This window comes from Halomonas korlensis (assembly GCF_900116705.1).
GTDB classification, from domain to species: domain Bacteria; phylum Pseudomonadota; class Gammaproteobacteria; order Pseudomonadales; family Halomonadaceae; genus Halomonas; species Halomonas korlensis.
On record NZ_FPBP01000008.1, the window covers coordinates 1 to 23,538 of the forward strand.

18 protein-coding genes are annotated in these 23,538 nt (G+C 63.4%); 7 read left to right on the plus strand and 11 right to left on the minus strand.

All coding sequences use genetic code 11. From position 1 onward, the window contains the following. The 5 genes from pyk to gcl all read right to left on the minus strand — a co-directional run. Positions 1-1,030, minus strand: a 1,030-nt coding sequence (pyk, locus tag BM341_RS11370; RefSeq protein WP_089796328.1) for a pyruvate kinase, incomplete at its 3' end; no start/stop codon positions are given. Then, positions 1,027-2,337, minus strand: a complete 1,311-nt coding sequence (locus tag BM341_RS11375; RefSeq protein ID WP_089796012.1) for a glycerate kinase type-2 family protein — start codon at positions 2,335-2,337, stop codon at positions 1,027-1,029. The genes BM341_RS11375 and pyk, both read right to left, overlap by 4 nt. Then, positions 2,334-3,221 carry a 2-hydroxy-3-oxopropionate reductase gene (locus BM341_RS11380; RefSeq protein ID WP_089796014.1) on the minus strand — a complete coding sequence of 296 codons (888 nt, stop codon included), beginning with the start codon at positions 3,219-3,221 and terminating at the stop codon, positions 2,334-2,336. The genes BM341_RS11375 and BM341_RS11380 overlap by 4 nt, the downstream gene beginning before the upstream one ends. Before the next feature lie 48 nt (positions 3,222-3,269). Further along, positions 3,270-4,049 carry a hydroxypyruvate isomerase gene (hyi, locus tag BM341_RS11385; protein WP_089796016.1) on the minus strand — a complete coding sequence of 260 codons (780 nt, stop codon included), beginning with the start codon at positions 4,047-4,049 and terminating at the stop codon, positions 3,270-3,272. A 26-nt stretch (positions 4,050-4,075) separates the two neighbouring features. Next, entirely contained in the window at positions 4,076-5,851 is a 1,776-nt protein-coding gene (gene gcl, locus BM341_RS11390) for a glyoxylate carboligase (RefSeq protein WP_089796019.1), read from the minus strand. Positions 5,852-6,232: 381 nt separating this feature from the next. Between gcl and BM341_RS11395 the strand changes: the two genes are divergently transcribed. Then, positions 6,233-6,916: a 4'-phosphopantetheinyl transferase family protein gene (locus BM341_RS11395; protein WP_089796021.1), complete on the plus strand. Its 684-nt coding sequence runs from the start codon at positions 6,233-6,235 to the stop codon at positions 6,914-6,916. Here the strand turns inward: BM341_RS11395 and BM341_RS11400 are convergent. From BM341_RS11400 to puuE, 6 genes are all read right to left on the minus strand, one after another. Then, on the minus strand, positions 6,891-11,027 hold the full coding sequence (locus BM341_RS11400) for a Pls/PosA family non-ribosomal peptide synthetase (RefSeq protein ID WP_089796023.1): 4,137 nt from the start codon (positions 11,025-11,027) through the stop codon (positions 6,891-6,893). The two genes, BM341_RS11395 and BM341_RS11400, sit on opposite strands and share 26 nt — an antisense overlap. A 460-nt stretch (positions 11,028-11,487) precedes the next feature. Further along, positions 11,488-12,825 (minus strand): alginate export family protein, encoded by a 1,338-nt coding sequence (locus BM341_RS11405; RefSeq protein WP_089796025.1) that lies wholly within the window; start codon positions 12,823-12,825, stop codon positions 11,488-11,490. A gap of 273 nt (positions 12,826-13,098) precedes the next feature. Then, positions 13,099-13,602, minus strand: a complete 504-nt coding sequence (locus BM341_RS11410; RefSeq protein WP_089796027.1) for an ureidoglycolate lyase — start codon at positions 13,600-13,602, stop codon at positions 13,099-13,101. 16 nt (positions 13,603-13,618) lie between these two features. Further along, positions 13,619-14,455: a bifunctional allantoicase/(S)-ureidoglycine aminohydrolase gene (locus BM341_RS11415; protein WP_089796029.1), complete on the minus strand. Its 837-nt coding sequence runs from the start codon at positions 14,453-14,455 to the stop codon at positions 13,619-13,621. 96 nt (positions 14,456-14,551) lie between these two features. Further along, positions 14,552-15,343: an IclR family transcriptional regulator gene (locus tag BM341_RS11420; RefSeq protein WP_089796031.1), complete on the minus strand. Its 792-nt coding sequence runs from the start codon at positions 15,341-15,343 to the stop codon at positions 14,552-14,554. 109 nt (positions 15,344-15,452) lie between these two features. Beyond that, positions 15,453-16,394: an allantoinase PuuE gene (gene puuE / locus BM341_RS11425; RefSeq protein ID WP_089796033.1), complete on the minus strand. Its 942-nt coding sequence runs from the start codon at positions 16,392-16,394 to the stop codon at positions 15,453-15,455. 336 nt (positions 16,395-16,730) lie between these two features. Between puuE and BM341_RS11430 the strand changes: the two genes are divergently transcribed. From BM341_RS11430 to BM341_RS11455, 6 genes are all read left to right on the plus strand, one after another. Further along, the gene (locus BM341_RS11430) at positions 16,731-17,477 is read left to right on the plus strand and encodes an aspartate/glutamate racemase family protein (protein WP_089796035.1); all 747 of its coding nucleotides are present in this window, start codon (positions 16,731-16,733) and stop codon (positions 17,475-17,477) included. 153 nt (positions 17,478-17,630) lie between these two features. Further along, entirely contained in the window at positions 17,631-18,998 is a 1,368-nt protein-coding gene (locus BM341_RS11435; RefSeq protein ID WP_089796037.1) for an NCS1 family transporter, read from the plus strand. A 77-nt stretch (positions 18,999-19,075) separates the two neighbouring features. Next, positions 19,076-20,530 (plus strand): NCS1 family nucleobase:cation symporter-1, encoded by a 1,455-nt coding sequence (locus BM341_RS11440; RefSeq protein ID WP_089796039.1) that lies wholly within the window; start codon positions 19,076-19,078, stop codon positions 20,528-20,530. 165 nt (positions 20,531-20,695) lie between these two features. Further along, a complete protein-coding gene (gene dgoD / locus BM341_RS11445) occupies positions 20,696-21,844 on the plus strand; it encodes a galactonate dehydratase (RefSeq protein ID WP_089796041.1) in 1,149 nt (382 codons plus the stop codon). Positions 21,845-21,855: 11 nt separating this feature from the next. After that, positions 21,856-22,848 carry a 2-dehydro-3-deoxygalactonokinase gene (locus tag BM341_RS11450; RefSeq protein ID WP_245784258.1) on the plus strand — a complete coding sequence of 331 codons (993 nt, stop codon included), beginning with the start codon at positions 21,856-21,858 and terminating at the stop codon, positions 22,846-22,848. A 14-nt stretch (positions 22,849-22,862) separates the two neighbouring features. Beyond that, the gene (locus tag BM341_RS11455) at positions 22,863-23,486 is read left to right on the plus strand and encodes a 2-dehydro-3-deoxy-6-phosphogalactonate aldolase (protein WP_089796045.1); all 624 of its coding nucleotides are present in this window, start codon (positions 22,863-22,865) and stop codon (positions 23,484-23,486) included. Positions 23,487-23,538 lie beyond the last annotated feature (52 nt).

Here is a 23,538-nt window from a genome sequence, read left to right on the forward strand (position 1 = left end):
GGTTCATGGCTTCGATGGTCTCCACCGGGAAGTCGCCGGCGGCGGTTTCGGCGGAGAGCATGACCGCGTCGGTGCCGTCGAGCACCGCGTTGGCGACGTCGAACACCTCGGCGCGGGTGGGCAGCGGCGACTCGATCATCGATTCCATCATCTGCGTGGCGGTGATCACCGCGCGGTTCAGCGTGCGGGCCTGCTTGATGATGCGCTTCTGGGTGCCGATCAGCTGGGCGTCGCCGATCTCCACGCCCAGATCGCCGCGGGCCACCATCACCGCCTCGGAGGCCTCGATGATGCCGTTGAGGGTGGCAGTGTCGGCCACCGCCTCGGCGCGCTCGAGCTTGGCGACCAGGCCGATCTCGGCGCCGGCCGCACCGAGCAGCTCGCGGGCCTCCTGCATGTCGGCGGCGCTGCGGGGAAAGGACACGGCCAGGTAATCGACGCCGATCGCCACCGCGGTCTTCAGATCCGCCTTGTCCTTGTCGGTCAGCGCCGGCGCCGACAGGCCGCCGCCCTGCTTGTTGATGCCCTTGTTGTTGGAGAGCTTGCCGCCCACGACCACGCGGGTGTGGATCTGCTGGCCCGCCACGCGGGTGACGTCGAGCACCAGGCGGCCATCGTCGAGCAGCAGGCGGTCGCCGGCGGTCACGTCGTCGGCCAGCGTCTTATAGTCGCAACCGACCCGCTCGGCGGTGCCGGCATCGCCGTCCATCGCCATGTCGAGCACGAAGGCCTGGCCTTCCGCCAGCGTCACCGCGCCGCTCTGGAAGCGGGCGATGCGAATCTTGGGGCCCTGCAGGTCGCCCAGGGCGGCAACGCTTCTGCCCAGGCGGTCGGCGATCTCGCGCACCCGCGTCAGGCGCTGGCGATGATCGTCCGCCGAGCCGTGGGAAAAGTTGAGGCGCACCACGTCGACGCCGGCGTTGAGCATCGCCTCGAGCACGCCGTCGCGGTCGCTGGCCGGGCCCAGGGTGGCGACGATCTTGGTGCGGCGGATGGGCGTGTGGATAGCGGTATAAGAGGGATGCGTCATGGAGTCCTCGGCAAGACCAGGATGGCACGGAAATCGTTGACGTTGGTGCGTGTGGGGCCAGTGACGATCAGTCGGTCCAGCGCCCGGAAGAAAGTGTAGGCGTCATTGCGTGACAGATAGGTGGCCGGGTCAAGCCCGAGCGATTCGGCGCGTGCCCCGTCCTCGGGCGCGAAAAGGGCGCCGGCGTTGTCCTCGGAGCCATCGATGCCGTCGGTATCAATGGCCAGGGCGTGGATACCCGGCGCGCCCTCGAGCGCCTCGAAAAGCCCCAGCAGGTACTCCACGTTGCGCCCGCCGCGGCCATCGCCACGCACGGTGACACTGGTCTCGCCGCCCGAGAGCAGCAGCAGCGGCCGCTCCAGCCCCACCTGACAGGAGAGCGCCAGCCGCGCCTGGGCCCGGCCCAACTCGCGCGCCTCGCCTTCCAGGTCGTCGCCCAGCAGGCGTACCTCGACGCCCGCCCCCGCGGCGACGGCGCGGGCGGCCTCCAGGGCGTCGCGGGCACGGGCCAGTACCCGCGAGCGGTCGCGGGCGAAGCCTGCATCGCCCATCATGGGCGCTTGGCCGGCATCCTCGAAATGGCGCCGCACAGCGTTGGAGGTAGCGATGCCATGCCGATCGAGAATCTCCAGCGCGTCCGCCGGCGAGGTGGCATCCGGCAAGGTCGGCCCCGAGGCGACCAGGGCAGGATCGTCGCCCGGCACGTCGGAGATCAGCCAGGTCAGCACCCGGGCCGGGTGGGCCGCGGCGGCCAGGCGGCCGCCCTTGATCGCCGAGAGATGGCGGCGCACCGTATTGATTTCACGGATCGTCGCCCCGCAGCACAGCAGCTCGCGGTTGATGACCTGCTTCTCGGCCAGCGAAACACCCTTTGCCGGCAGGCTCATCAACGCCGAACCACCCCCGGAGATCAGCGCGATCACCAGATCCTCCTCGCCCAGGGGCTCGACGGCCTCGAGCATGCGACGCGCGGCCTGCTCGCTGAGGCCGTCGGGCATGGGGTGGGAGGCCTCCAGCACCTCGATACGCTCGCAGGGAGCGTCCTGCTGCTGTAGGCCGTGGCCGTAACGCGTCACCACCAGACCCGCCAGGGGCGCCTCGGGGTGGTGGGCCAGCCAAGCCTGCTCCAGGCTGGTGGCCATGGCGGCCGCCGCCTTGCCGGCGCCGACCACCACGGTACGACCGGGGGGCGGCTCGGGAAGCCGCCCCGGGAGCAGGGAGCGCGGATGCACGGCATCGATGGCGACATCGACCAACCGTCGCAGCCAGACCTGGGCATCGTCACTCGGGCCGGCAACCCGATTCATTGCTGGCCGACCTCATGGTTGGCCAGATTCTCCAGGGCACGCAGGATACCGGCATGGTCCCACTCGGCGCCGCCGTTGGCGGCACAGGCCTGGAACAGCTGCTGGGCATTGGCAGTGCCGGGCAGCGCGAGGTTGAGGCTGCGCGCCCCGTCCAGCGCCAGGTTGAGGTCCTTCTGGTGCAGCTTGATCTTGAAGCCGGGATCGAAGGTACGCTGGATCATGCGCTCGCCATGGACATCGAGGATCTTCGACTGGGCCAGCCCGCCGAGCAGCGACTCGCGCACCTTGGCCGCGTCGGCACCGGCCTTCGAAGCGAACAGCAGGCCCTCGGCGACCGCCTCGATGGTCAGCGCCACCACGATCTGGTTGGCGACCTTGCAGGTCTGGCCGGCGCCGTGGCCGCCGATGTGGGTAATGGTCTTGCCCATCACCTCGAGGATCGGGCGGGCGCGCTCGAAGCCCTCCTCGGTGGCGCCGACCATGATGGTCAGGGCGGCATTGATGGCGCCACCCTCGCCGCCCGAGACCGGCGCGTCGACGTACTCGCCGCCGGCCTCGGTGATGCGCCTGGCGAATGCCTGGGTGGGGATCGGCGCGATGGAGCTCATGTCGATCACCAAGGTGCCGGGCTTGAGGCCCTCGATGACGCCATTCTCGCCGAACAGCACCTGCTCAACGTCCGGGGTGTCCGGGACCATGGTGATGATCACCTCGGCGGTCTCGGCCACCGCCCTGGGGGTGTCGAGCTCCTGCATGCCCTTGCTGGCCAGGGTCTCGTCGAGCTCGCCGCGCTTGACGGTCAAAAGCACATGGCCGGCGTCCAGCAGGTGTCCCGCCATGGGGCGGCCCATGATGCCGAGGCCGATAAAACCGATCTTGCTCATGATGCTTCTCCTCTTCTCGCTTGTCGTTTTCTCTCTTGTCATCCGGGTTCAACCGCGAGCCACATCCAGCCAGCCCAGCCCTTCTTCGGTGCGACCTGCCGGCTTGTACTCGGCGCCGACCCAGCCCGTGTAGCCCAGGCGGTCCAGATGGGCAAACAGGAACGGGTAGTGAATCTCGCCGGTGCCCGGCTCGTGGCGGCCGGGGTTGTCGGCCAGCTGCACGTGGGCGATGCGATCCAAGTGCTTCTCAATGGTCGGCGCCAGGTCCCCTTCCATGACTTGCATATGATAGATATCGTACTGCAGCTTGAGGTTGGAGCTTGCCACCTCGTCGAAGATCGCCAGCGCCTGCTCGGTGCGGTTGAGGAAGAAGCCGGGGATGTCGCGGGTATTGATCGGCTCGGCGATCAGCAGGATGCCCGCGGCCTCGAGCTTGTCGGCGGCGTAGCGCAGGTTGTCGATCAGCGTGGCACGCGCCTCGTCGTCGCTGACGCCTTCCGGCGTGATCCCGGCCAGGCAGTTGACCTGCTGGCAGCCCAGCGCCGTGGCGTACTCGATGGCGCGGTCGACGCCCTCCCGGAATTCCGTCACGCGATTCGGGTGGCAGGCGATGCCGCGCTCACCGGCGCCCCAGTCGCCGGCGGGCAGGTTGAAGAGCACCTGGGTGAGGCCGTGGGCGTCCAGGCGTTGCTTGATCTCGGCGGCCTCGAAGTCGTAGGGAAAGAGGTATTCCACGCCCTTGAAACCCGCCTTGGCGGCGGCCTCGAAGCGGTCGAGGAAGTCCAGCTCGGTAAACAGCATGCTGAGGTTGGCGGCGAACCTGGGCATATCGAACTCCTTTGGGTCATGGTTATTCAAACAAGGGCGGCGATCGAGGTCGGTGCATCCTCCTGGTTCTCGGCCAGCGCCTCGAACTCGGTGACACCGTCCAGGTCGGTGCCCATGGCGATATTGGTCACCCGCTCGAGAATCACCTCGACCACCACCGGCACTCGGTACTCGGCGATCAGCCGGCGCGCCTCCTGAAGCGCCGGCGCGATCTCCTCGGGGCGCGTGACACGCAGTGCCTTGCAGCCCAGGCCCTCTACCACCGAGACGTGGTCGACTCCATAACCGTTGATCTCCGGGCAGTTGATGTTCTCGAAGGAAAGCTGCACGCAGTAGTCCATGTCGAAGCCGCGCTGGGCCTGGCGAATCAGCCCCAGGTAGGAGTTGTTCACCAGCACGTGGATCCAGGGCAGGTGGAACTGAGCGCCAGCGGCCAGCTCCTCGACCATGAACTGGAAGTCGTAGTCGCCGGAAAGCGCCACTACCTCGGCATCCGGGTCGGCGCGGCGTACCCCGAGGGCAGCCGGAATGGTCCAGCCCAGCGGGCCCGCCTGACCGCAGTTGATCCAGTGCCGCGGCTTGTAGACGTGCAGCAACTGGGCGCCGGCGATCTGCGACAGGCCGATGGTGCTGACGTAGCGGGCGTTGCGGCCGAAGACGCGGTTCATTTCCTCGTAGACCCGCTGGGGCTTGACCGGCACCTCATCGAAGTGGGTCTTGCGCAGCAAGGTGCGCTTGCGCTCCTGGCACTCCTCCCCCCAACGGCTGCGCGACTTGAGCCGCCCCTTGGCCTTGAGCTCACGCGCCACCTCGATGAAAAGATCGAGCGCCGCCCGGGCGTCGGAAACGATGCCGTAGTCGGGGCCGAAGATGCGTCCGATCTGGGTCGGTTCGATGTCGACGTGGACGAAGGTGCGCCCCCGGGTGTAGGTCTCGAGATTGCCGGTGTGGCGGTTGGCCCAGCGGTTGCCGATGCCCATCACGAAGTCCGAGGCCAGCAGGGTAGCGTTGCCGTAACGATGGGAGGTCTGCAGGCCCACCATGCCCACCATCAGCGGATGGTCGTCGGGGATGGTGCCCCAACCCATCAGGGTGGGGACGACCGGCACGCCGGTCAGCTCGGCGAACTCTACCAACAGATCGCTGGCATCGGCGTTGATGATGCCCCCGCCGGCAACGATCAGCGGCTTCTCGGCCGCCTGCAGCATGGCGATCGCCTTTTCGGCCTGGGCGCGGGTGGCGACCGGACGGTAGACGGCAAGCGGCTCGTAGGTGTCCGGGTCGAACTCGATCTCGCTCATCTGCACATCGATAGGCAGGTCGATCAGCACCGGGCCGGGGCGAGCACTGCGCATCAGATGGAAAGCCTGCTGGAAGGCACGCGGCACCTGGGCCGGCTCCATCACGGTGACCGCCCACTTGGTGACGGGGCCGGCAATCGCACGAATGTCGACCGCCTGGAAGTCCTCCTTGTGCAGCTTGGCACGCGGCGCCTGGCCGGTGATGCACAGTATCGGGATGGAATCGGCGCTGGCCGAGTAAAGCCCGGTGATCATGTCGGTGCCGGCGGGTCCGGAAGTGCCGATGCACACCCCGATGTTGCCGGCCTTGGTACGGGTGTATCCCTCGGCCATGTGCGAGGCGCCCTCAACGTGACGGGCCAGCACGTGGTCCACGCCGCCGACCTGGCGCAGGGCGGCATAGAACGGGTTGATGGCGGCGCCGGGCACTCCGAAGGCAACATCGACACCTTCCTTCTTGAGTACGTGAACGGCGGCTTCTGCAGCGGTCATGCGAGCCATGGGGCTGCCTCCATATGTCGTTGTATTGTTTTATGGAAATTATTTCTACATACCAAGAGTAGGCTGCCCTGCAAAGGCCGTCAAGTTTTTGTGGAAAATATTTCTATTAACCTAATAATGCAAAGATAAACACCCTATATCAATAAGTTGCAGGATATTTTTCTAGCGAACCGCGTGTTAAACCCCATTGGTTTCATCGCTATGTTGTATTCACGGAACCCCTGCCCTTGCCGGTCCGACCGGGGAACCGGCATGGGCTCATCCCTTCATTCGCCGCATCGCCACGCCTGTTGGTGACACGGATCGCTTCTATACTCATACCCGCCAGTTCAAAAGGGGCCGGCGGGCAGTCCACGGCCAGGGAAGCAAGGGAGCTCAAGGATGAGACCTCGCACCAGATGGATAGCGCTGTCCGACGCCCCCGGGCTCGGTGATCTCGGCCCGCGAGAGGTGGACGTGGGTATCGCCTCGATGGCCTGGCCCGCGTTCACGCCGGTCAGCCAGGTCAACCACCCGCCGCAGCGTCGCGTGCAGCCGGTCGGACCCTACGGTTTCAAGACGTCTCACTGGGCGATTCGGGAACTCCTGAGCCAACAGGCGCAGGGCCGGATACCGCCGGAACGCTGGGAGTTGACGCGCTCCTCGCAGGGCAAGCCAGAGGTCGCGGGACCCGAGCCGGGATATCAGGTCTCGATCGCCTACGCCGGCGACATCTGTGCCGTCGCCGTCACGAAACACCGCCCGGTGGGCATCGACGTGGAAGCCCTCGCCTATCGCGTCGACGATGATATGCCAACGCATCTTCTCTCACACCATGAAACCCGGCTCGTACGCCACGACCCGGGCATGTTCATGACGATCTGGACATTGAAGGAAGCCCTCGCCAAGGAAAACGGCGAAGGCTTGATGGGAGATGCGACCGCTATCGATACCGCGACGTACGCCCTGGCACCAGCAGGCATCATGAAAGACCGCCCCGATGGCGGAGCGGTCTTTCATGACGGGTTTCGTCTCGGCGACAGCGACTATGCCTTGGCACTCACGCTGGGACCGCGACGGGGGTGAGTGCCTCCACCTCCCGCAGCGCCTCTTGTTGCCCCGACACGGGACGCGCCGGATTGCCGTGCCAGCGACTGCCGCAGGTCATGCGCTCCCCTTTCATCAGGAAGCTGTCCGCCTCCAGGCGCGAGTCCTCGCCGAGGGCCGTGCCATAGTGCACGAACGACTTGACCCCGAGGGTAACCCCTTGCCCAAGCACGATGTGGTCCGACTTGAAGATACCGTCCTCGAGTGAGTGGGCCTGGATCGAGGTGCCCGCGTTCAGGGTGCAATGATCGCCGATGGTCACCAGGCTCTTCTCAGGCATGCCGCAGCCTTCGTCATAGAGTTTGCGACCCACCCGCACATTGAGCGCCCGCCAGATCAGCCCCTTGAAGGGGGTGCCATTGTACGCATTCAGATGTGCCATGACATTCATCTTCCAGAACCGTTCATGGCGCCAGAAGTAGTCATCGTAGATGGAACAGTACTGGGGCGAGAGATCCCTGAAGCCAAAGGAAGCCCGCTCGACAAGGATGACATAGGCCGTCGACAGCCCGCCCAGGAGCATGGCCCCGACCGTCAGTTCGAAGGGGCTCTTCATGCCCAGATCGAAGACCAGCGCATAGCCGATGACCAGCATCAGAACCATATGCACATAGCGGGCCAGCAGGAAAAGCGATATGGTCATTAGATTATGGCGGTTCTTCAGCTTAAGGCGCTCGGCCAGGATCTCGGGGGCCTTGTAGTGATCGAACTGACGGTCGCGCATCACCGAGCGGGGTATCTCGAAGGCCGGTGAGCCGAGCAGCCCGGTATTCTCGCGAATCTCGCCGTCCACGGGCACCAGGGTCTTGGTCCCGAACAGCACGTTGTCGCCGGTCCGCCCCCCCGCCGGATAGAGGATCTCGTTGCCCAGGAAGTTGTCGCGGCCGAATCTAACCCGCCCGAGTCGGAAGGCGGCCCCCGAGAAGGAGGCATTCACCATAATCAGGGCGTCCGAGACCATGGTGCCGTAGCCGAACTCGCACAGGAAGGGGATATCGTGTTTCTGGTGTACCCCGAAGTTCGAGCCGGATTGCAGCAGGCCATTGAAGCGATAGCCGATCGCACGCAGATAGTAGACGATATAGGAGCTGTCGCCGAAGAGCAGATTGAAGAACTTGGAGTTCGACCCGCCGATGACCATGCGCACCAGGTAATAGCGCACCCCATAGAGCCGATACTCGCGATCCTCTTCCAGGAAGTACCAGGCCAGTCGTGGCACCACCGTGATCACCACCAGCCCCAACAGGATCGAGGCCACGAAGAGGATCGCCGAGTAGCCCAGCAGCTTGGGCAGCACGGCCAAAGTCTGATTGGTCAGGCCAATGACCGGCACTGCCTTGACCCCCCCCTCGACGAGGGGCCGAATGATGTAGCGGAGCACGAGGAACAACGCAGGCCCCATCGCCATCGCCCAGGTCGCGATCTGGGCCAGGGTGAAGCCGATGCGACGGGCCAGCGACGCGGTCCCCGGGGGCAGTTCACGGAAGCAGGTGGTGGTCGGCTCGGCCGGAGTGCCGTGATAGCTGACACCGGCCTGGCCGACTTGCCCCTCGTACAGCGCCGAGGCGTGGGCCAGCTGGGCGTCGTCCTCCAGGCGGGTATGGATGTCGAGAACCGCGGTATCACCCACGTAGGCGCGGGCGCCGATGGAGACGGGACCGGTAATGATACGCCCGCCGACCACCTTGTAGCCCTGAAGCAGCGCCTCGCGCGACACCACTGCCTGGGGGCCGATCTCGATCAGATCCGTACACACGGGCGGCGAACACATCACCATGGCCGTCCAGTCGACCCGCGCCCCCAGCGCCTTGAGGTAGGCGTTGTACATCGGGGTGCCCTTGGTCATGGCCATGGGGGACATCTGGATCAGCGATTTGACGAGCCAGAAGCGCGCGTAAGTTACCCCCCAGACCGGGAACTCCGTCTCATGCCAGCGACCGATCAGCAGCCACTTGCCGGCGATGGGCAGCACCAGCGCCACCAGCAGCATGATCATGGAGAAGACCACGGTGCGAAGATAGAGGTTGACACCATACGCTTCGAGTGACCAGGCAGCGCTCTCGAAGACGATAGTGATCATGCCCCAACCCACCAGCAGGGACATGGCTACCTGCCAACAGCCGGTGCCCCAGTAGGCCAGATTGCTGGCCACGTGCGGCGCCGGCTGACGCGGTGACGGCTGGCGCGGCGCTTGCGGCGTATCCACGGGAGCAGACACCATCAGAGCCCCGACATGGGCCGCCAACTCGCGTACCGTCGGCGCCTGGTAGATGTCACGCATCGAGATGTCGGTACACGCCATCTCACGGCGTACGCGGGTACAAAAGCGCGCCATGATGAGGGAATTGCTCCCCAGGTCGGCAAAGAAGTCGTGCGTTACCGAGACCCGCTCGAGCTTCAACAGATCGGCCAGAAGCCCTGCAAGGCCCGTCTCGACCTCTCCGTCTGGCGCCACGAACGCATCGCCTCCACGAACCAGGCGCTTGCCACTCGGCGTTGGCAACAGCCGGCGGTCCGCCTTGTCGGAGGGCAGCATGGCGATGGCCTCGAGCCGCTCGTAATACGCGGGCACCATGAACGTGGGGAGCTGCTCGCTGAGCGACTCAGCCACCTGCTCGGGCGCCACCTCCGAGCTGGTGGTGTAATACGCCACCAGCTCCCGCGTGCCGGGTTCCGGCTCGAACGTATCCACGACTGCCTGCACGATGCCAGGCTGCTGCATGATCACCGATTCGATCTCGGTCAATTCGATCCGATAACCACGAATCTTGACCTGGGTATCGATCCTGCCGAGATATTGGATCTGGCCTGCCCCGTCGATACGTCCCAGATCGCCGGTTCGGTAAATCCGGCCCGAAGGATTGTCGGGCAGCCCTAGGAAGTCCTCGATGAACACCTTTTGGGTCAGGTCGTCTCGGCCGACATAACCCGGTGAAAGGCCGATGCCCGCGATGCCGATCTCGCCGATTTCCCCCTTTTCCAAGGCCAGTGGACCCTCCGGATCGAGGATGACGACGCTATAGCTGGGCAACGGATTGCCGATGGTGATTGGCTGGTTCGGTTGCAATACCGCCACGGTCGCCGTCACCGTTGCCTCGGTTGGCCCATAAGCGTTCAGGATCATGCGGTCATCGCGATGCCAGCGCCGTACAATATCGACCGGGCAGGCCTCGCCGGAGACGATCAGCAAGCGAAGGTCGGGCAAGTCTGCCGATTCTTCCTCGATGGTCGACAGCAGGGTCGGCACACAACACAGTGCCGTGATGCGGTGCTCGATGAGAAAGGCGTGCAGGTCTTCACCCACCAGGCTGCCCTTTGCCTGGCTCGGCACCAGCGTGGCACCCACCAGCAGCGGGACCCAGATTTCTTCCACCGAGAAATCGAACGCCAGAGTAAGGCCTTGGTAGACACGATCGCCGGGCCGGTAGCCATAGGTTTCGGCCGCCACACGCACGAAATTGACGATCGAATGATGCGTGATCCGCACCCCCTTCGGTTTCCCGGTCGACCCCGAGGTGTAGATGATATAGGCCAGCTCGCCGCCTGCTTCACGGGCCACAAAACCGCCTGAACCATATTGCCGACGCTCGGCGGCCAGCGAGTCGAGGCTCAGGATCGGCAGATTTGCCGCCTCGGCCAAGCTCGCGTGTTTCTCAATGGTCAGGATCGTCGATGCGCCGGCATCGGCGGCGATGTAACAGATCCTGTCAGGCGGAAACATCGGATCCAGCGGCACGTAGACGGCGTGCAGCTTGAGGACCGCGAGCAGCGCGACATAGGATTCCAGGTTCCTGTCGAAGAGCAGTGCCACGACATCGTTGGCACCGACGCCACGATTTTCCAATAGCCTCGCCAGCCGGTTGGCCTCCGTATCGAGCTCGGCAAAGCTTAGACTCGCTTCGGGGGTTTCGACGGCGGTCGCGTCCGGCCACTGCTCCGCCACCGCCTCGAACAAGTGGTGAAGTCGCTCGCCCGCCTGCCATCGAGGCAGGGTGTCACCATTTCTCGTCAAGACAACATCCAGATCGCCGGCCCTCAGCCACGGCTCAGCAACCACCGCCTCCGCCAGATTAGTGTCGTTACCGTTCATGAATGACCTCCGTACAAGCCCCTTCCCCGGCCGTATCAAGCTTTATTGCCGGCCCCGATTTCATAAATCGATCCAGTCCGTATGCGCGCATGTCAGCACCTTTATTCAATTCTTTAACGAGAACTTCTATCACCTTAACGTTAAGGCTAATTGAGACTAACTCTTATCAATAAAAAAGCTTAAGTAACCCGAGTTACTATATTTTAAACTTATCTAAAAAACTCAACTTGCATGACTACTTATTTAACTTACATCTTGATACAGCAAGTAACATATAGGGCGCATAACCTGCGTTAACCAAGTCTATATTTCTAAAATCAAGACATGATTTTTACCAATCTTTTATTTGACTGGGGAATAAGACGGCTCGGATTACAGACACAAGAAATCACCTCGAGAGACAAAAAGCTCTCAAGGTGATCTGGGTCAAAAAATCAGTTAAAAAAACGCGGCCAAAATATTAAAAGGTATATTCGAAACCAAGAACCAATGAATAGGCGTCGCTTGCCGAGTTGCCGAAGGCGTCTCCCGGCATGAAGTAACCAAGCCTCGAGCGCAACCTGAGATCCTCGAACGCATCGTAACCCAGCACGAGATCGATAGCCTGGCCGACATCCCGACTCTCGCCATTCGTCGGCACGAGAAGCAGTGAGCCCTCGAGGATGTCATCGGTGGCCACGTCCTGTTCATAATGGTGATAAATCAGGTCGACGGAACTCAGCTGGCTCGGTCGGATGCCGAGACCTGCAGTCACTATCTTGAGATTGCTCAGGTCGGGGTCCAGTGTTTCTCCGTAATAGCTAAAATCCTGTACGCCATTGAAAAGACCGTTGTTGTCGTGGAGTCCGGTCTGCCGGAACTGCCGATCGACATCGCTGTCCGGGTTTGAATCGCCGCTGCCAAAGGCGTAGGCGAGGGTCAGCGAGGGCTCCAATGGCCTGTCGAAACGATAGGTACCGCCAAGGTCGACACCATAGCCTCGCAATCGATCCGAGCCATCGCGTCCCCTGACATGCCCAAGATCGAGCCAGTAATCGAGGGAGTCGGTCGCTGCGCCACTGGCCCGTAGGCCGTAGAAGATCGGATTGACGGAATCCAGTTGATCATCTCGCACCAAGGCGTAAGCACCGGCTTGGTGATCGTCCGTCAACTGGTAATTGCCATAGACAATATAATTGTTGACGCGCTCCTCGGAGGCATCATTATCGAAGATGTCCCGGGTAAACTCCCGCTCGCGACTGGCCGACAACTCCAATGACAGGTCGTCATAGTCATAAAAGGCACGAATGCCATCCAGCTCCTCGGCGTAGAGCCATTCACGAGTGTCCGCAAACGCCTGACGACCGACTCTGAAAGACAATTCATCGGTTATTTCGTAGAAATCGAAATAGAGCTCCGATACATTCAATGAAGATTCGTTTTCCTCGAGGCTTCGCTCGCGCCCGCGATCCACCGCCTGCCAACCCTCCGCCAGCAATGACATATACCCGTCGATATTTTCGCTCACGTCAATATCGATACCTAATCCGAGCTCCGGCACTACTGCCGATAACCCGTCCGATCGACGGCTATCGAGATCCATATTGCCGAGTCGCTCGAAACTGGCATCCACCCAGACCTCAAACTCGAAGCGATCAAGAAACGCCTCGTCTTCTGACGATTGTGCAAACACGAAACCTGAGAGGGAGGCCAACAAGGCCAGGGACAGCATACTTGCGGTGTTTCGACCCCATCGACGCGGTTGGCGTCCGGGTATGGGGACAATGCCGGCCACAGCCAGGTTCTTCACATAGGTCATGCTCTGCCACCCCCAAGGTGAGAGGCATACGGCTCACGTAATCTGGGCTTACGGGCACGTCTGGGTTGGAGGAAAATTGCTCGTCAAGTGACGGCTTGATACCAGTTTAGGACAAAGCGTAACGAAAAGAATACCTGCCGATTCACAATCACTACATATCATTGAAAAGTATGGGTTGGGGCAGACCGGCAGGTATTAACAAAACGCACCAAAGAGGATGTATACCCCTGGAGGCGGTAGTTGTGGAGGGAGGCGTTATAGGGAAGCGTTATGTTATAGAGACGGACGTTGCGCCAGGTTCACTCGCACCTCCAACGGATGCTCGTCACAGTTGTGTCCTTCCCCGCCCCGATCGACCACCAGGAACTCCCCTTCACGTTCCAGCACCGACTGGATGGCGTGCCAGGTGCCGGCGCGGTAGTTGACCCCTTGGCGCCCGTCGGTGACAAAGGCCCGCACCTGAGCGGGATCGATCACCTCGCCCGGTGGGGCGACCACGATCACAAAGCACTCTTCGTGAAGCGGCATGAAGGCCTGACTACCCAGAGGGTGGCGCTCGAGGAAGTCGAGTTCCAGCGGCAACGCAACCGGTTGGCTGACAAAGATGCTGATCAGCGTCCGCGCGTCTTCGCCCAGGGTCTCCACCGTCGCCAGGTCGTGGTAGCGCCGGGTGCGCCCGGCGTTGATGGGAAAACAGTCGGCGATGCGCGTGTCGATGACGTCACCGAACGGGGCAAAAGCCTCGGGCGTCAACGGCTCGGCGTTCAGTTCCCGCATGAGAGTCTCCTGTTGTCTATCGGCCACCGGCCAGGTTGAGCTTCATATGGCGGTTCACGTCTTTATATAACAGGTAGCGAAACGGTCCCGGCCCGCCGGCATAGCAGGCCTGGGGGCAGAAGGCGCGCAGCCACATGAAGTCACCGGCCTCCACCTCGACCCAGTCCTGGTTGAGGTGGTAGACCGCCTTGCCCTCGAGCACATAGAGGCCATGCTCCATCACATGGGTCTCGGCGAAGGGAATCGCCGCTCCGGGCTGCAGGGTGACGATATTGACGTGCATGTCGTGGCGCACGTCATCGGGCTCGACGAAGCGCGTGGTCGCCCAGCGCCCATCGGTATCCGGCATGGGGCGCGGCGCGATATCGTTCTCGTTGGTCACGAACGCCGCCGGTGGCTCGATGCCGTCGACCGCCTCGTAGGCCTTGCGCACCCAATGGAAGCGTACCGGCGCCTCACTCGTGTTGAGTACCTGCCAGTCGCTACCCGGCGGAATAAACGCATAGCCTCCCGAGAGCATGTCATGGCGCTCACCGTCCAGCGTCAAGCGAAGCTCGCCCTCCACCACGAAGAGCACACCTTCGGCGTCGGGGTCGAGTTCGGGTCTGTCGCTGCCCCCGCCCGGCGCGACTTCCATGATGTATTGCGAAAACGTCTCGGCGAACCCCGAGAGCGGACGCGCCAGCACCCACAGGCGGGTCTTGTTCCAGAACGGTAAGTGGCTGGTCACGATGTCGCCGAACACGCCCTTGGGAATGACGGCGTAGGCCTCGGTGAATACCGCCCGGTCGGAAAGCAGCTGGGTCTGGGGGGGATGCCCGCCCTGGGGAGCATAATAGTTGTGCTTGGCCATCATCTATCCTTTCATCATTGTCGTGATGTGTTAATTCTCGTTTTACCAATACAAGGACATTTTCCTCGTCCTGGCCGATATCGCGTAATCATGGACTTACCCATGACCCAACATGCCGGAAATGCTGGCCGCCGCGTCAGCCACATGGCTTCGCAACCGGTCGTGCGCCTCTGGGGGAACCTCGTGAACGGGTACCATGATGCCGACCACACCTTCCATGGCGCCGTCATGGTTATAGAGGGGATAGACGATCGAGGAGATACCCAAATGAAAGCAGGAATCCGCGATAACATAACCGCGCCGGCAGTCTTCCTGCACTCGCTGCCAGAGGAGGTCGCGGCTTGCGGGAGTGCCTGGCTCCTTGGACCAGAGCTCCTTGGACAAAAGCTCATCGGAGGGATAAAGCGTCTCGAATTCTTCCCGTGACAGTGCGGTAAGCAACATTCGCCCCGACGACGTCCGATGCAACGGCAGACGTGTCCCCACACAAACGCGGCGCACGGTGGAATTCGTCGCTCCCACCCGCGCCACATAGACCGCATCGCAGCCATCGCGAATCGCGATATGGCTGGAGCAACCGGTCAGCTCGCACAATGACTCGATCACCGGCTGTCCCACCTGCACCACATCCAATGAAGCAACGTATTCAAAGCCTAGTCGCAGCACGTTGACGCTTAGCGAATACAATCCCGTCACGGGGTGATGACGCAAGAATCCCATATGCTCCAGGGTCTGAACCGCCCGATAGGAACTGGACTGGGGAAAGCCGACTCGCTTGACGATCTCGGAAAAACTCATCTCACGTTGGTGACGGTTGAGTTCCATTAAAATCATCAGCCCTCGCTCAAGCGCTGGAATCAATTGTTTTTGTTCACCCTTGTCACTCATGGCTTATTCACTCGCTTCATGGCTTCCGCTCTCGGGGCGAAGAGAAAAAGAGAGATCGCAGTAGAGAAGCAATCGTCAATGGCAATTCGCCAGGGCTGGCTTGATGACCTCAGAGAGCAGGATGGTATTCGGCCCAATGACGTGCGATGTCGACACGGCGCGTCACCCACACCCGGTCATGCGCCTCGACATGGTCGAGGAAACGCTGCAGGGCACGGAAGCGTCCCGGGCGGCCCAGCAGGCGGCAGTGCATGCCCACCGAGAGCATCTTCGGCGATTCCTCCCCTTCTGCGTAGAGCACGTCGAAGGCGTCGCGCAGGTAGGTGAAGAAGTGATCAGCGGTGTTGAAGCCTTGCGGCGCGGCGAAACGCATGTCGTTGGTATCGAGGGTATAAGGCACGACCAGATGCGTATGCTCACTGCCCTGGCTGTCCGCCACGCGGGTCCAGAACGGCAGATCGTCGCCGTAGTAGTCGCTGTCGTAGAGGAACCCGCCCTCGTCGAGCACCAGCCGCCGGGTATTGGGGCTGTCGCGGCCGGTATACCAACCCAGCGGCTTCTCACCATAGAGGCGCTGGAAGATCTCCATGGCGCGGGCCATATGCTCGCGCTCAATCCGCTCGGGCACTTCCTGGTAATGGACCCAACGGTAGCCGTGGCAAGCGATCTCATGACCCAGTTCCTTGAAGGCGTGCGCCACTTCGGGATGACGCTCCAGCGCCATGGCCACGCCGAACACGGTGAGCGGCAGGCCACGACGCTCGAACTCGCGCAGCACACGCCAGACCCCGACGCGCGACCCGTATTCATAGATCGACTCCATGCTCAGATGGCGATCGGGAAAGGACGGAGCGCCGATAATCTCGGAAAGGAACTGCTCGGAACCGGTATCCCCATGCAGCACGCAATTTTCGCCCCCCTCCTCATAATTGAGAACGAACTGGACGGCGATTTTTGCTCGCCCCGGCCAGTTGGCATGGGGCGGATTGCGTCCGTAGCCGATCAGATCACGAGGGTAGTCGGGAGAGTCCGAAGAGAAGGAACGCGTCATGGCAAGGCTTCCTGGTTGTTGTGGAGATACAGCAGAAGAGCAGGCTCGCAGCTTATGTATACAAAGACAAGATAGAGTGGAGCCAGAATAATCGCAACAACCTGGCGGTAGCAAATATTGTATACATAAATACATAACAACTGAGTGCAATAGGCATCATCGCGTCAAGGTATAGACCAATGTCGTACTAGCAGCGGTCCTGGCACCGCGCGCCAAGTTAATAAAAATCCTTAACTAACAGTGATCTGCACGGCATCTTCCGATTTAACGCTTCTCTTGCTTAATGCACAAAAGACACTTACTTTGTGTACAAAGACATCTTCACTGGAAGCGCCCATGCATATTCGCGTCATTAACCCCAACACGACCTCCGGCATGACGGAAACCATCGCCGAGGCGGCGCAACGCATCGCCTCGCCGGGCACCCGCATCACGGCGACCCAGCCCGATAGCGGTCCGGTGTCCATCGAGGGCCACTTCGACGAGGCGATAAGCGCCGTGGGGGTGCTCGAGGAGGTGCTGGCCGGCGAGCGCGAGGGCGCCGATGCCTATGTGATCGCCTGTTTCGGTGACCCCGGCCTGATGGCGGCACGCGAGCTGACCCGGGCCCCGGTGATCGGTATCGCCGAAGCCGCCTTCCACATGGCTACCCTGATCAGCACGCGCTTCTCCGTCGTCACGACGCTGGGGCGCACCGGCATCATCGCCGAGCACCTGCTCGACCAATACGGCTTCGCCCACCACTGCCGCCGGGTGCGGGCCGCGGAGATCCCGGTGCTCGATCTCGAGGCGAACGGCGATGCCGCCCTCACTCGGATCATCGATGAGTGCCGGCGCGCCCGCGACGAGGACGGCATCGGCGCCATCGTGCTGGGCTGCGGTGGCATGGCGGACCTGCGCGAGACGATCAGCGACGAGGTCGGCCTGCCAGTGGTCGAAGGGGTCACCGCCGCCGTCAAGCTCGCCGAGGCGCTGGTAGGGCTCAGGCTCGGCACCAGCAAGCATGGCGACCTGGCCTTCCCCCGACCCAAGGCCTTCACTGGCCGTTTCGCGCATCTCTCCGACTTGACGCCCGGAAGCTGAAGGCGTCAGAACGCCATACCCCGGCATGACGACAGACTATAACGACAAAAAATAAGCACCAGCAACGAGACCCCAGCAAGCACCTTAGCCACGGGCCAGCGGTCCGTCAGGGAATAACCACAACACCCAGCACTGACTTGCGAGGACAACACCATGAATACTCCCAGAACCACGGCAGCCAAGGGGGACCCAGCCGCCAACACGAGCCTGGCGACCAAGGCGCCGGGGCAGGAAAGTCTGGCCCCCCAGCAGACCCGCATCATGGGTCGACCTTCCTACTTTCTGGCCTGGTTCGGTGGCTGCGTGTCGATCGGCACCTTCGCCATGGGCTCAAGCGTGGTGGGCACGCTGAACCTGTTACAGGCGACGCTCGCCATCGCTATCGGCTGTTTCGTGATCGGCATCGCGCTGGCGATCAATGGTGCCGCCGGTTACAAGTACGGCATTCCCTTCATGGTCCAGGCGCGCAGTGCCTTCGGCTTCGCCGGGACGCGAGTCCCCGGCCTGGTGCGCGCCGTGCCGGCGGTGGTCTGGTACGGTTTTCAGAGCTGGATCGGCGCCGGCGCCTTGAACATGGTATCGGCCACCCTGTTCGGCTTCGACAACCTGATCTTCTATTTCATTAGCTTCCAGTTCCTGCAGATCGGCCTGTCGGTGATGGGCTTCCAGGGTATCAAGTGGCTGGAGAACATCGGCAGCGCCTTTATCCTCGTCTCGCTGATGTACATGTTCTATGCCACCGTCCAGCGCTACGGCGACGAGCTGTCGGCCAGCCTGCTGACCATGGAAGGCTCCTGGGGCATGCCGTTCTGGGGCGCCACCATGCTGTTCCTGGGCATCTACAGCACCATGATGCTCAACGTCAGCGATTACTCTCGCGAGCACAAGCACGGCACCGGCCCCGGCTTGTTGACCACTATCTACGCCATGTCGATCCTGCCCTGCACCCTGTTCATGGGCTTGATCGGCTACATGGTGTCCGAGGCCACCGGCACCGCGGATCCGATCCAGGTCTTCGCCAACGCCGTGGACAATACGCCGCTGCTGATGACCACCCTGCTGTTCATTGCCTTCGCCCAGGTCACCACCAACGTGCTCAACAACGTGGTACCGCCCACCTACGTGCTGATGGACGTCTTCAAGATCAAGTTTCCCATCGCCACCGTGATCGTCGGGCTGCTGGCCTTTGCCACCTTCCCGTGGAAGCTCGTGCAGCCGGAATCCGCCGCGGGCCTGCAGCTGTTCGTGCAAACCTACTCCGCCTTCCTGGGTCCGATCTTTGCCATCCTGGTGGTCGACTATTATGTGATTCGCCGCCGCACGCTGGACCTCGACAAGCTGTACGACGAGAACGGCCCCTACCGGGGCGTCAATGCCGCCGCGCTGGTCGCCACCGCCGTGGGCATCGCGGCCGCGCTGACCTTCTCGGCCGTCTCGTGGTACGCCAGCCTGATCCCGGCAGGCATTACCTACTTCCTGTTGATGAAGCACTGGGCGCGCTGCCAGCGTTTCCGGGAGTAACAGGGTGGATTTCTCCTCCGAGCCCTCCCTGACCTCTCGCGTTTCCCTGCGCCAAGACAACCCCAACGGTGACCGACATGCATGACAGTGATCTGGACATCCACAACATCGACCCTTCGCTTTACAACGAGGATCTGGCCCCGCTGAAACCCCAGGACCGTAACTGGGGCGCCTTCGAGATCTTCAACGTCTGGTCCAACGACATCCAGAGCCTGTTCGGCTACACCCTGGCCGCCTCGCTGTTCCTGAGCTATGGCCTCAACGGCTGGGCGGTGATGGCGGCGATCATCCTCGCCGGCGTCATCGTGATGTTCCTGGTCAACCTTACCGGCAAGCCCAGCGTCAAGTACGGCATTCCCTTCCCGGTCATGGTGCGCGCGAGCATGGGCGTGCGCGGGGCCAACCTGCCGGCCATGCTGCGCGCCATCGTCGGCATCTTTTGGTACGGGGTGCAGACCTACTTCGCCTCCACCGCCGTGACCCTGCTGATCACCGCGCTCTTCGGCGGTGGCGACGGCACCACCTTCCTCGGCCTCTCCGGGGTGGCCTGGCTGTCGTTCGTGATCGTCTGGGTATTCCAGATCGCGATCTTCTGGCAGGGCATCGAGCGCATCAAGCACTTCCTCAACTGGGCCGGCCCGCTGGTCTATGCGGTCATGCTGGTGCTCATGGGTGTGGTCTGGTGGCAGGCGGGCAGCGAGCTGATCCCCGCCATCGGCACCATCTTCAGTGGCGACGGCGAGCGCTCCGGCAGCGCCATCGCCGCCTTCATGGCCATCGTCGGCACCATGGTCGCCTACTTCGCCGCGGTGGTGATCAACTTCGGCGACTTCACCCGCTTCGTGAAGACCGAGCGTCAGATGAAGCTCGGCAACCTGCTGGGGCTGCCGCTCAACGTAGCGTTCTTCTCGTTCATCGCCCTGATCATCACCGCCGGCACCCTGGTGCTGTTCGGCGACGCCCTGACCAACCCCTCCGATATCGTCGAGCGGGTCGACTCCCTGCCGCTGACCATCATCGCCGCGCTGACCTTCTTCGCCGCCACCGTGGGCATCAACCTGGTCGCCAACTTCATCCCGCCCGCCTATGACCTGGCCAATCTCTTTCCCAGCCGCATCAGCTTCAAGATGGGGGGACTGATCACTGCCGTGATCGCCTTCTTCGTTGGCGCGCTGTGGATCTCGGTGATCAGCCAGATCGGCGTGCCCGGCTTCGTCAACGCGCTGGGCGCGGTGGTTGCCCCCTTCTACGGCATCATCGTGGTCGACTATTACCTGATCAAGCGCCAGCACCTGGATATGCAGGACCTGTTCTCCTCCGATCCGGCCGGTGCCTATTACTATGTCAACGGCTGGAACACGCGGGCGCTGATCGCTTTCGGCTGCGCCGCGGTTTTCTCGCTCTCCACCGTTCTGGTGCCGGCGCTGGCAAGCCTCGGCGGCTATGGCTGGCTGCTGGGCGCCGGACTCGGCGGCCTCTTCTATTACGGCCTGATGCACCGCCAGCGCACGCCGGTCACCGCGGTGGGCTGAGGCGTAATTACCCTACCCCACACTCTCGACCTCTTGTCCCGGGCGCTGATCAGCGCCCGGTTTTCATGCTCGCTTGCAAAATGGCCACCCTTGGGTAGATTGAGGAAGCTTTCTGCCTGACCCTGCACTACGGGCACCACGCTCCAGCAACGACGAGGACCCAGAGTGAAGATCACACGACTCAAGACCTGGCAGGCGCCACCGCGCTGGCTGTTCCTGAAGATCGAGACCGACGAAGGCTGCTACGGCTGGGGCGAGCCGGTCATCGAGGGCCGCGCCGCGACCGTCGAGGCCGCCGTCCACGAGTTGGCCGACTACCTGGTGGGCCAGGATCCGCACCGCATCGAGCACCTGTGGAACACGCTCTATCGTGCCGGTTTCTATCGTGGCGGGCCGATCCTGATGAGTGCTATCGCCGGCATCGACCAGGCGCTGTGGGACCTCAAGGGGCGCGATCTCGGGGTGCCGGTCTACCAGTTGCTGGGCGGCGCGGTCCGCGACCGGATGCGCATGTACGCCTGGACCGGCGGCGACCGCCCCAGCGACGTGGGGGCCGGCGCCCGGTCGCTGGTCGACCAGGGCTTCACCGCCTTCAAGATGAACGGCACGCCGGAAATGCAGATCGTCGACAGCCACCACAAGGTCGACGAGGCGGTGGCGCGGGTCGCCGAGGCGCGCCAGGCGGTCGGCCCCGAGGTCGGCATCGGCATCGATTTTCACGGCCGGGTGCATCGTCCCATGGCCAAGGCGCTGCTGCGCGAGCTGGAGCCCTATCATCCGATGTTCGTCGAGGAGCCGGTCGCCCCCGAGCACCTGCCGTGCCTCAAGCAGATCGCCGGCGGGCTCGGCTATCCATTGGCCACCGGAGAGCGCCTGCACACCCGTTTCCAGTTCCGCGACCTGCTGGCCGACGGCATGATCGACATTATCCAGCCGGATCTGTCGCACTGCGGCGGCATCAGCGAAGGCCTGAAGATCGCCGCACTGGCCTCGGCTTTTGACGTCGCACTGGCGCCCCACTGCCCGCTCGGCCCGCTGACGCTCGCCGCCTCGCTACACTTGGACGCGGTCAGCCACAACGCCTTCATCCAGGAACAGAGCATGGGCATCCACTACAACCAGGACAACGACGTGCTCGACTACCTGATCGACAAGTCAGTGCTGGCCATCGAGGACGGCTTCTGCGCCATCCCCACCGGCCCCGGGCTCGGCGTGGAGATCGACGAGGCCTTCGTCGAGGAGCGCGCCAAGGTCGGACACCGCTGGCGCAACCCGGTGTGGACGCATGAGGACGGCTCCATCGCCGAATGGTAAGGGAGAAAGCGATGATCATTAGCCAGATGCCCACCTGGATCGCGGTCGACTGGGGTTCCAGCAACCTGCGCGCCTGGGCGATGAGCGCCGGCGGCGAGGTGCTCGATCGCGGTGGCTCGACGCAGGGCATGCTCTCGCTGACGCCGGCCGACTATGAAGCCGCGCTCCTCGCGGTGATCGGCGACTGGCTGCCCGACGTCGGGGCGCTGGACGTGCTGGTCTGCGGCATGGCCGGGGCGCGTCAGGGCTGGGTCGAGGCGCCCTATCGCCGGGTGCCGGCGCGCCTGGACCGCCTCGCCGATGGCGCGGTTGCGCCCGCCTTGGACAGCGACCGGCTGCGGGTCAGGCTGCTGCCCGGCCTCTGCCAGCACGAGGACGACAGCGGTCGCGCCTTTGACGTGATGCGCGGCGAGGAAACCCAATTGGCCGGCCTGGTCGCTGAAGCGCCCGCCTTCACCGGTACCGTCTGTCTCCCCGGCACGCACGCCAAGTGGGCGCGGCTGGACGCGGGGGAGCTGACCGGCTTCACGACCTATCTCACCGGCGAGCTCTATCGGCTGCTCGCCGAGCGCTCGGTGCTTGCCCACTCGCTACTTTCCCCCTCGGTTTCGGCCTCCTCGGGTAGCGACGCGCTGGCCGACCCGACCTGCGCCTCGGCCTTTGTCGCCGCGGTACAGGAAGCCACCGCCGCCCCCGAGCGGTTCTCGGCGCGGCTGTTCGGCATCCGCGCCCGCGACCTTCTCGACGAGACCCTGCCGGCCGATGAGCGCCGCGGGGCTCGACTCGCGGCGAGGCTCTCGGGGCTGGTCATCGGCCTCGAGCTGGCCGGCGCCCGAGTCGACCTCCACCGTGACGATACCGTCACCCTGATAGGCAACGACGCCCTCTGCGCTCGCTACGCCCTGGCGCTCGAGACGCTGGGCATCGCCCATCGCCGCCTCGACCCCGAACGCGCCGTGCTGGCCGGCCTGGGGCTGGCCAGAAATCGCCTTGCGACTACATGAACGGAGCCCGACCCATGTCACTTCCCCTGATCGGCATCCTGCGCGGCATCACCCCCGATGACGCCGTCGTGGTCGGCGAAGCGCTGTTCGCCGCCGGTATCGAGCGCATCGAGGTGCCGCTCAACTCCCCCGACCCGCTGGAGAGCATCCGCCGACTTGCCGAGGCGCTGGGCAAGCGCGCCCTGATCGGCGCCGGCACGGTGCTGACGCCTGGCCAGGTGCGCGATGTCTACGCCGCCGGCGGCCGCCTGATCGTGTCGCCTAACTGCCGCACCGAGGTAATCGAGGAGAGCCGGCATCTGGTCATGGAGTCCTGGCCGGGCATCGTCACGCCCTCGGAGGCCTTCGACGCCCTGGAGGCCGGCGCCACCGGACTCAAGCTGTTCCCGGCGGTGCAGGTCGGTATCGCCGGCATGCAGGCCATGCGCAGCGTGCTGCCGCTGGGTACCCGACTCTTCGCGGTGGGTGGCATCGGCGAGGATAACTTTGCCGCCTGGCGCACCGCCGGCATCGATGGCGCAGGTCTCGGCAGCGCACTCTACACGCCCGGCCTGACGGCGGCGGAGGCCAGCGAGCGGGCACACCGCCTGGTGGCCGCCTGGAACGCCGCGGAAGCGCCCGCCGCGCGGGAAACGTAATCGAGCGCGCAGAGTGAGTATGACCATGAAGACGCCCCGGCCTGGCGGAGCG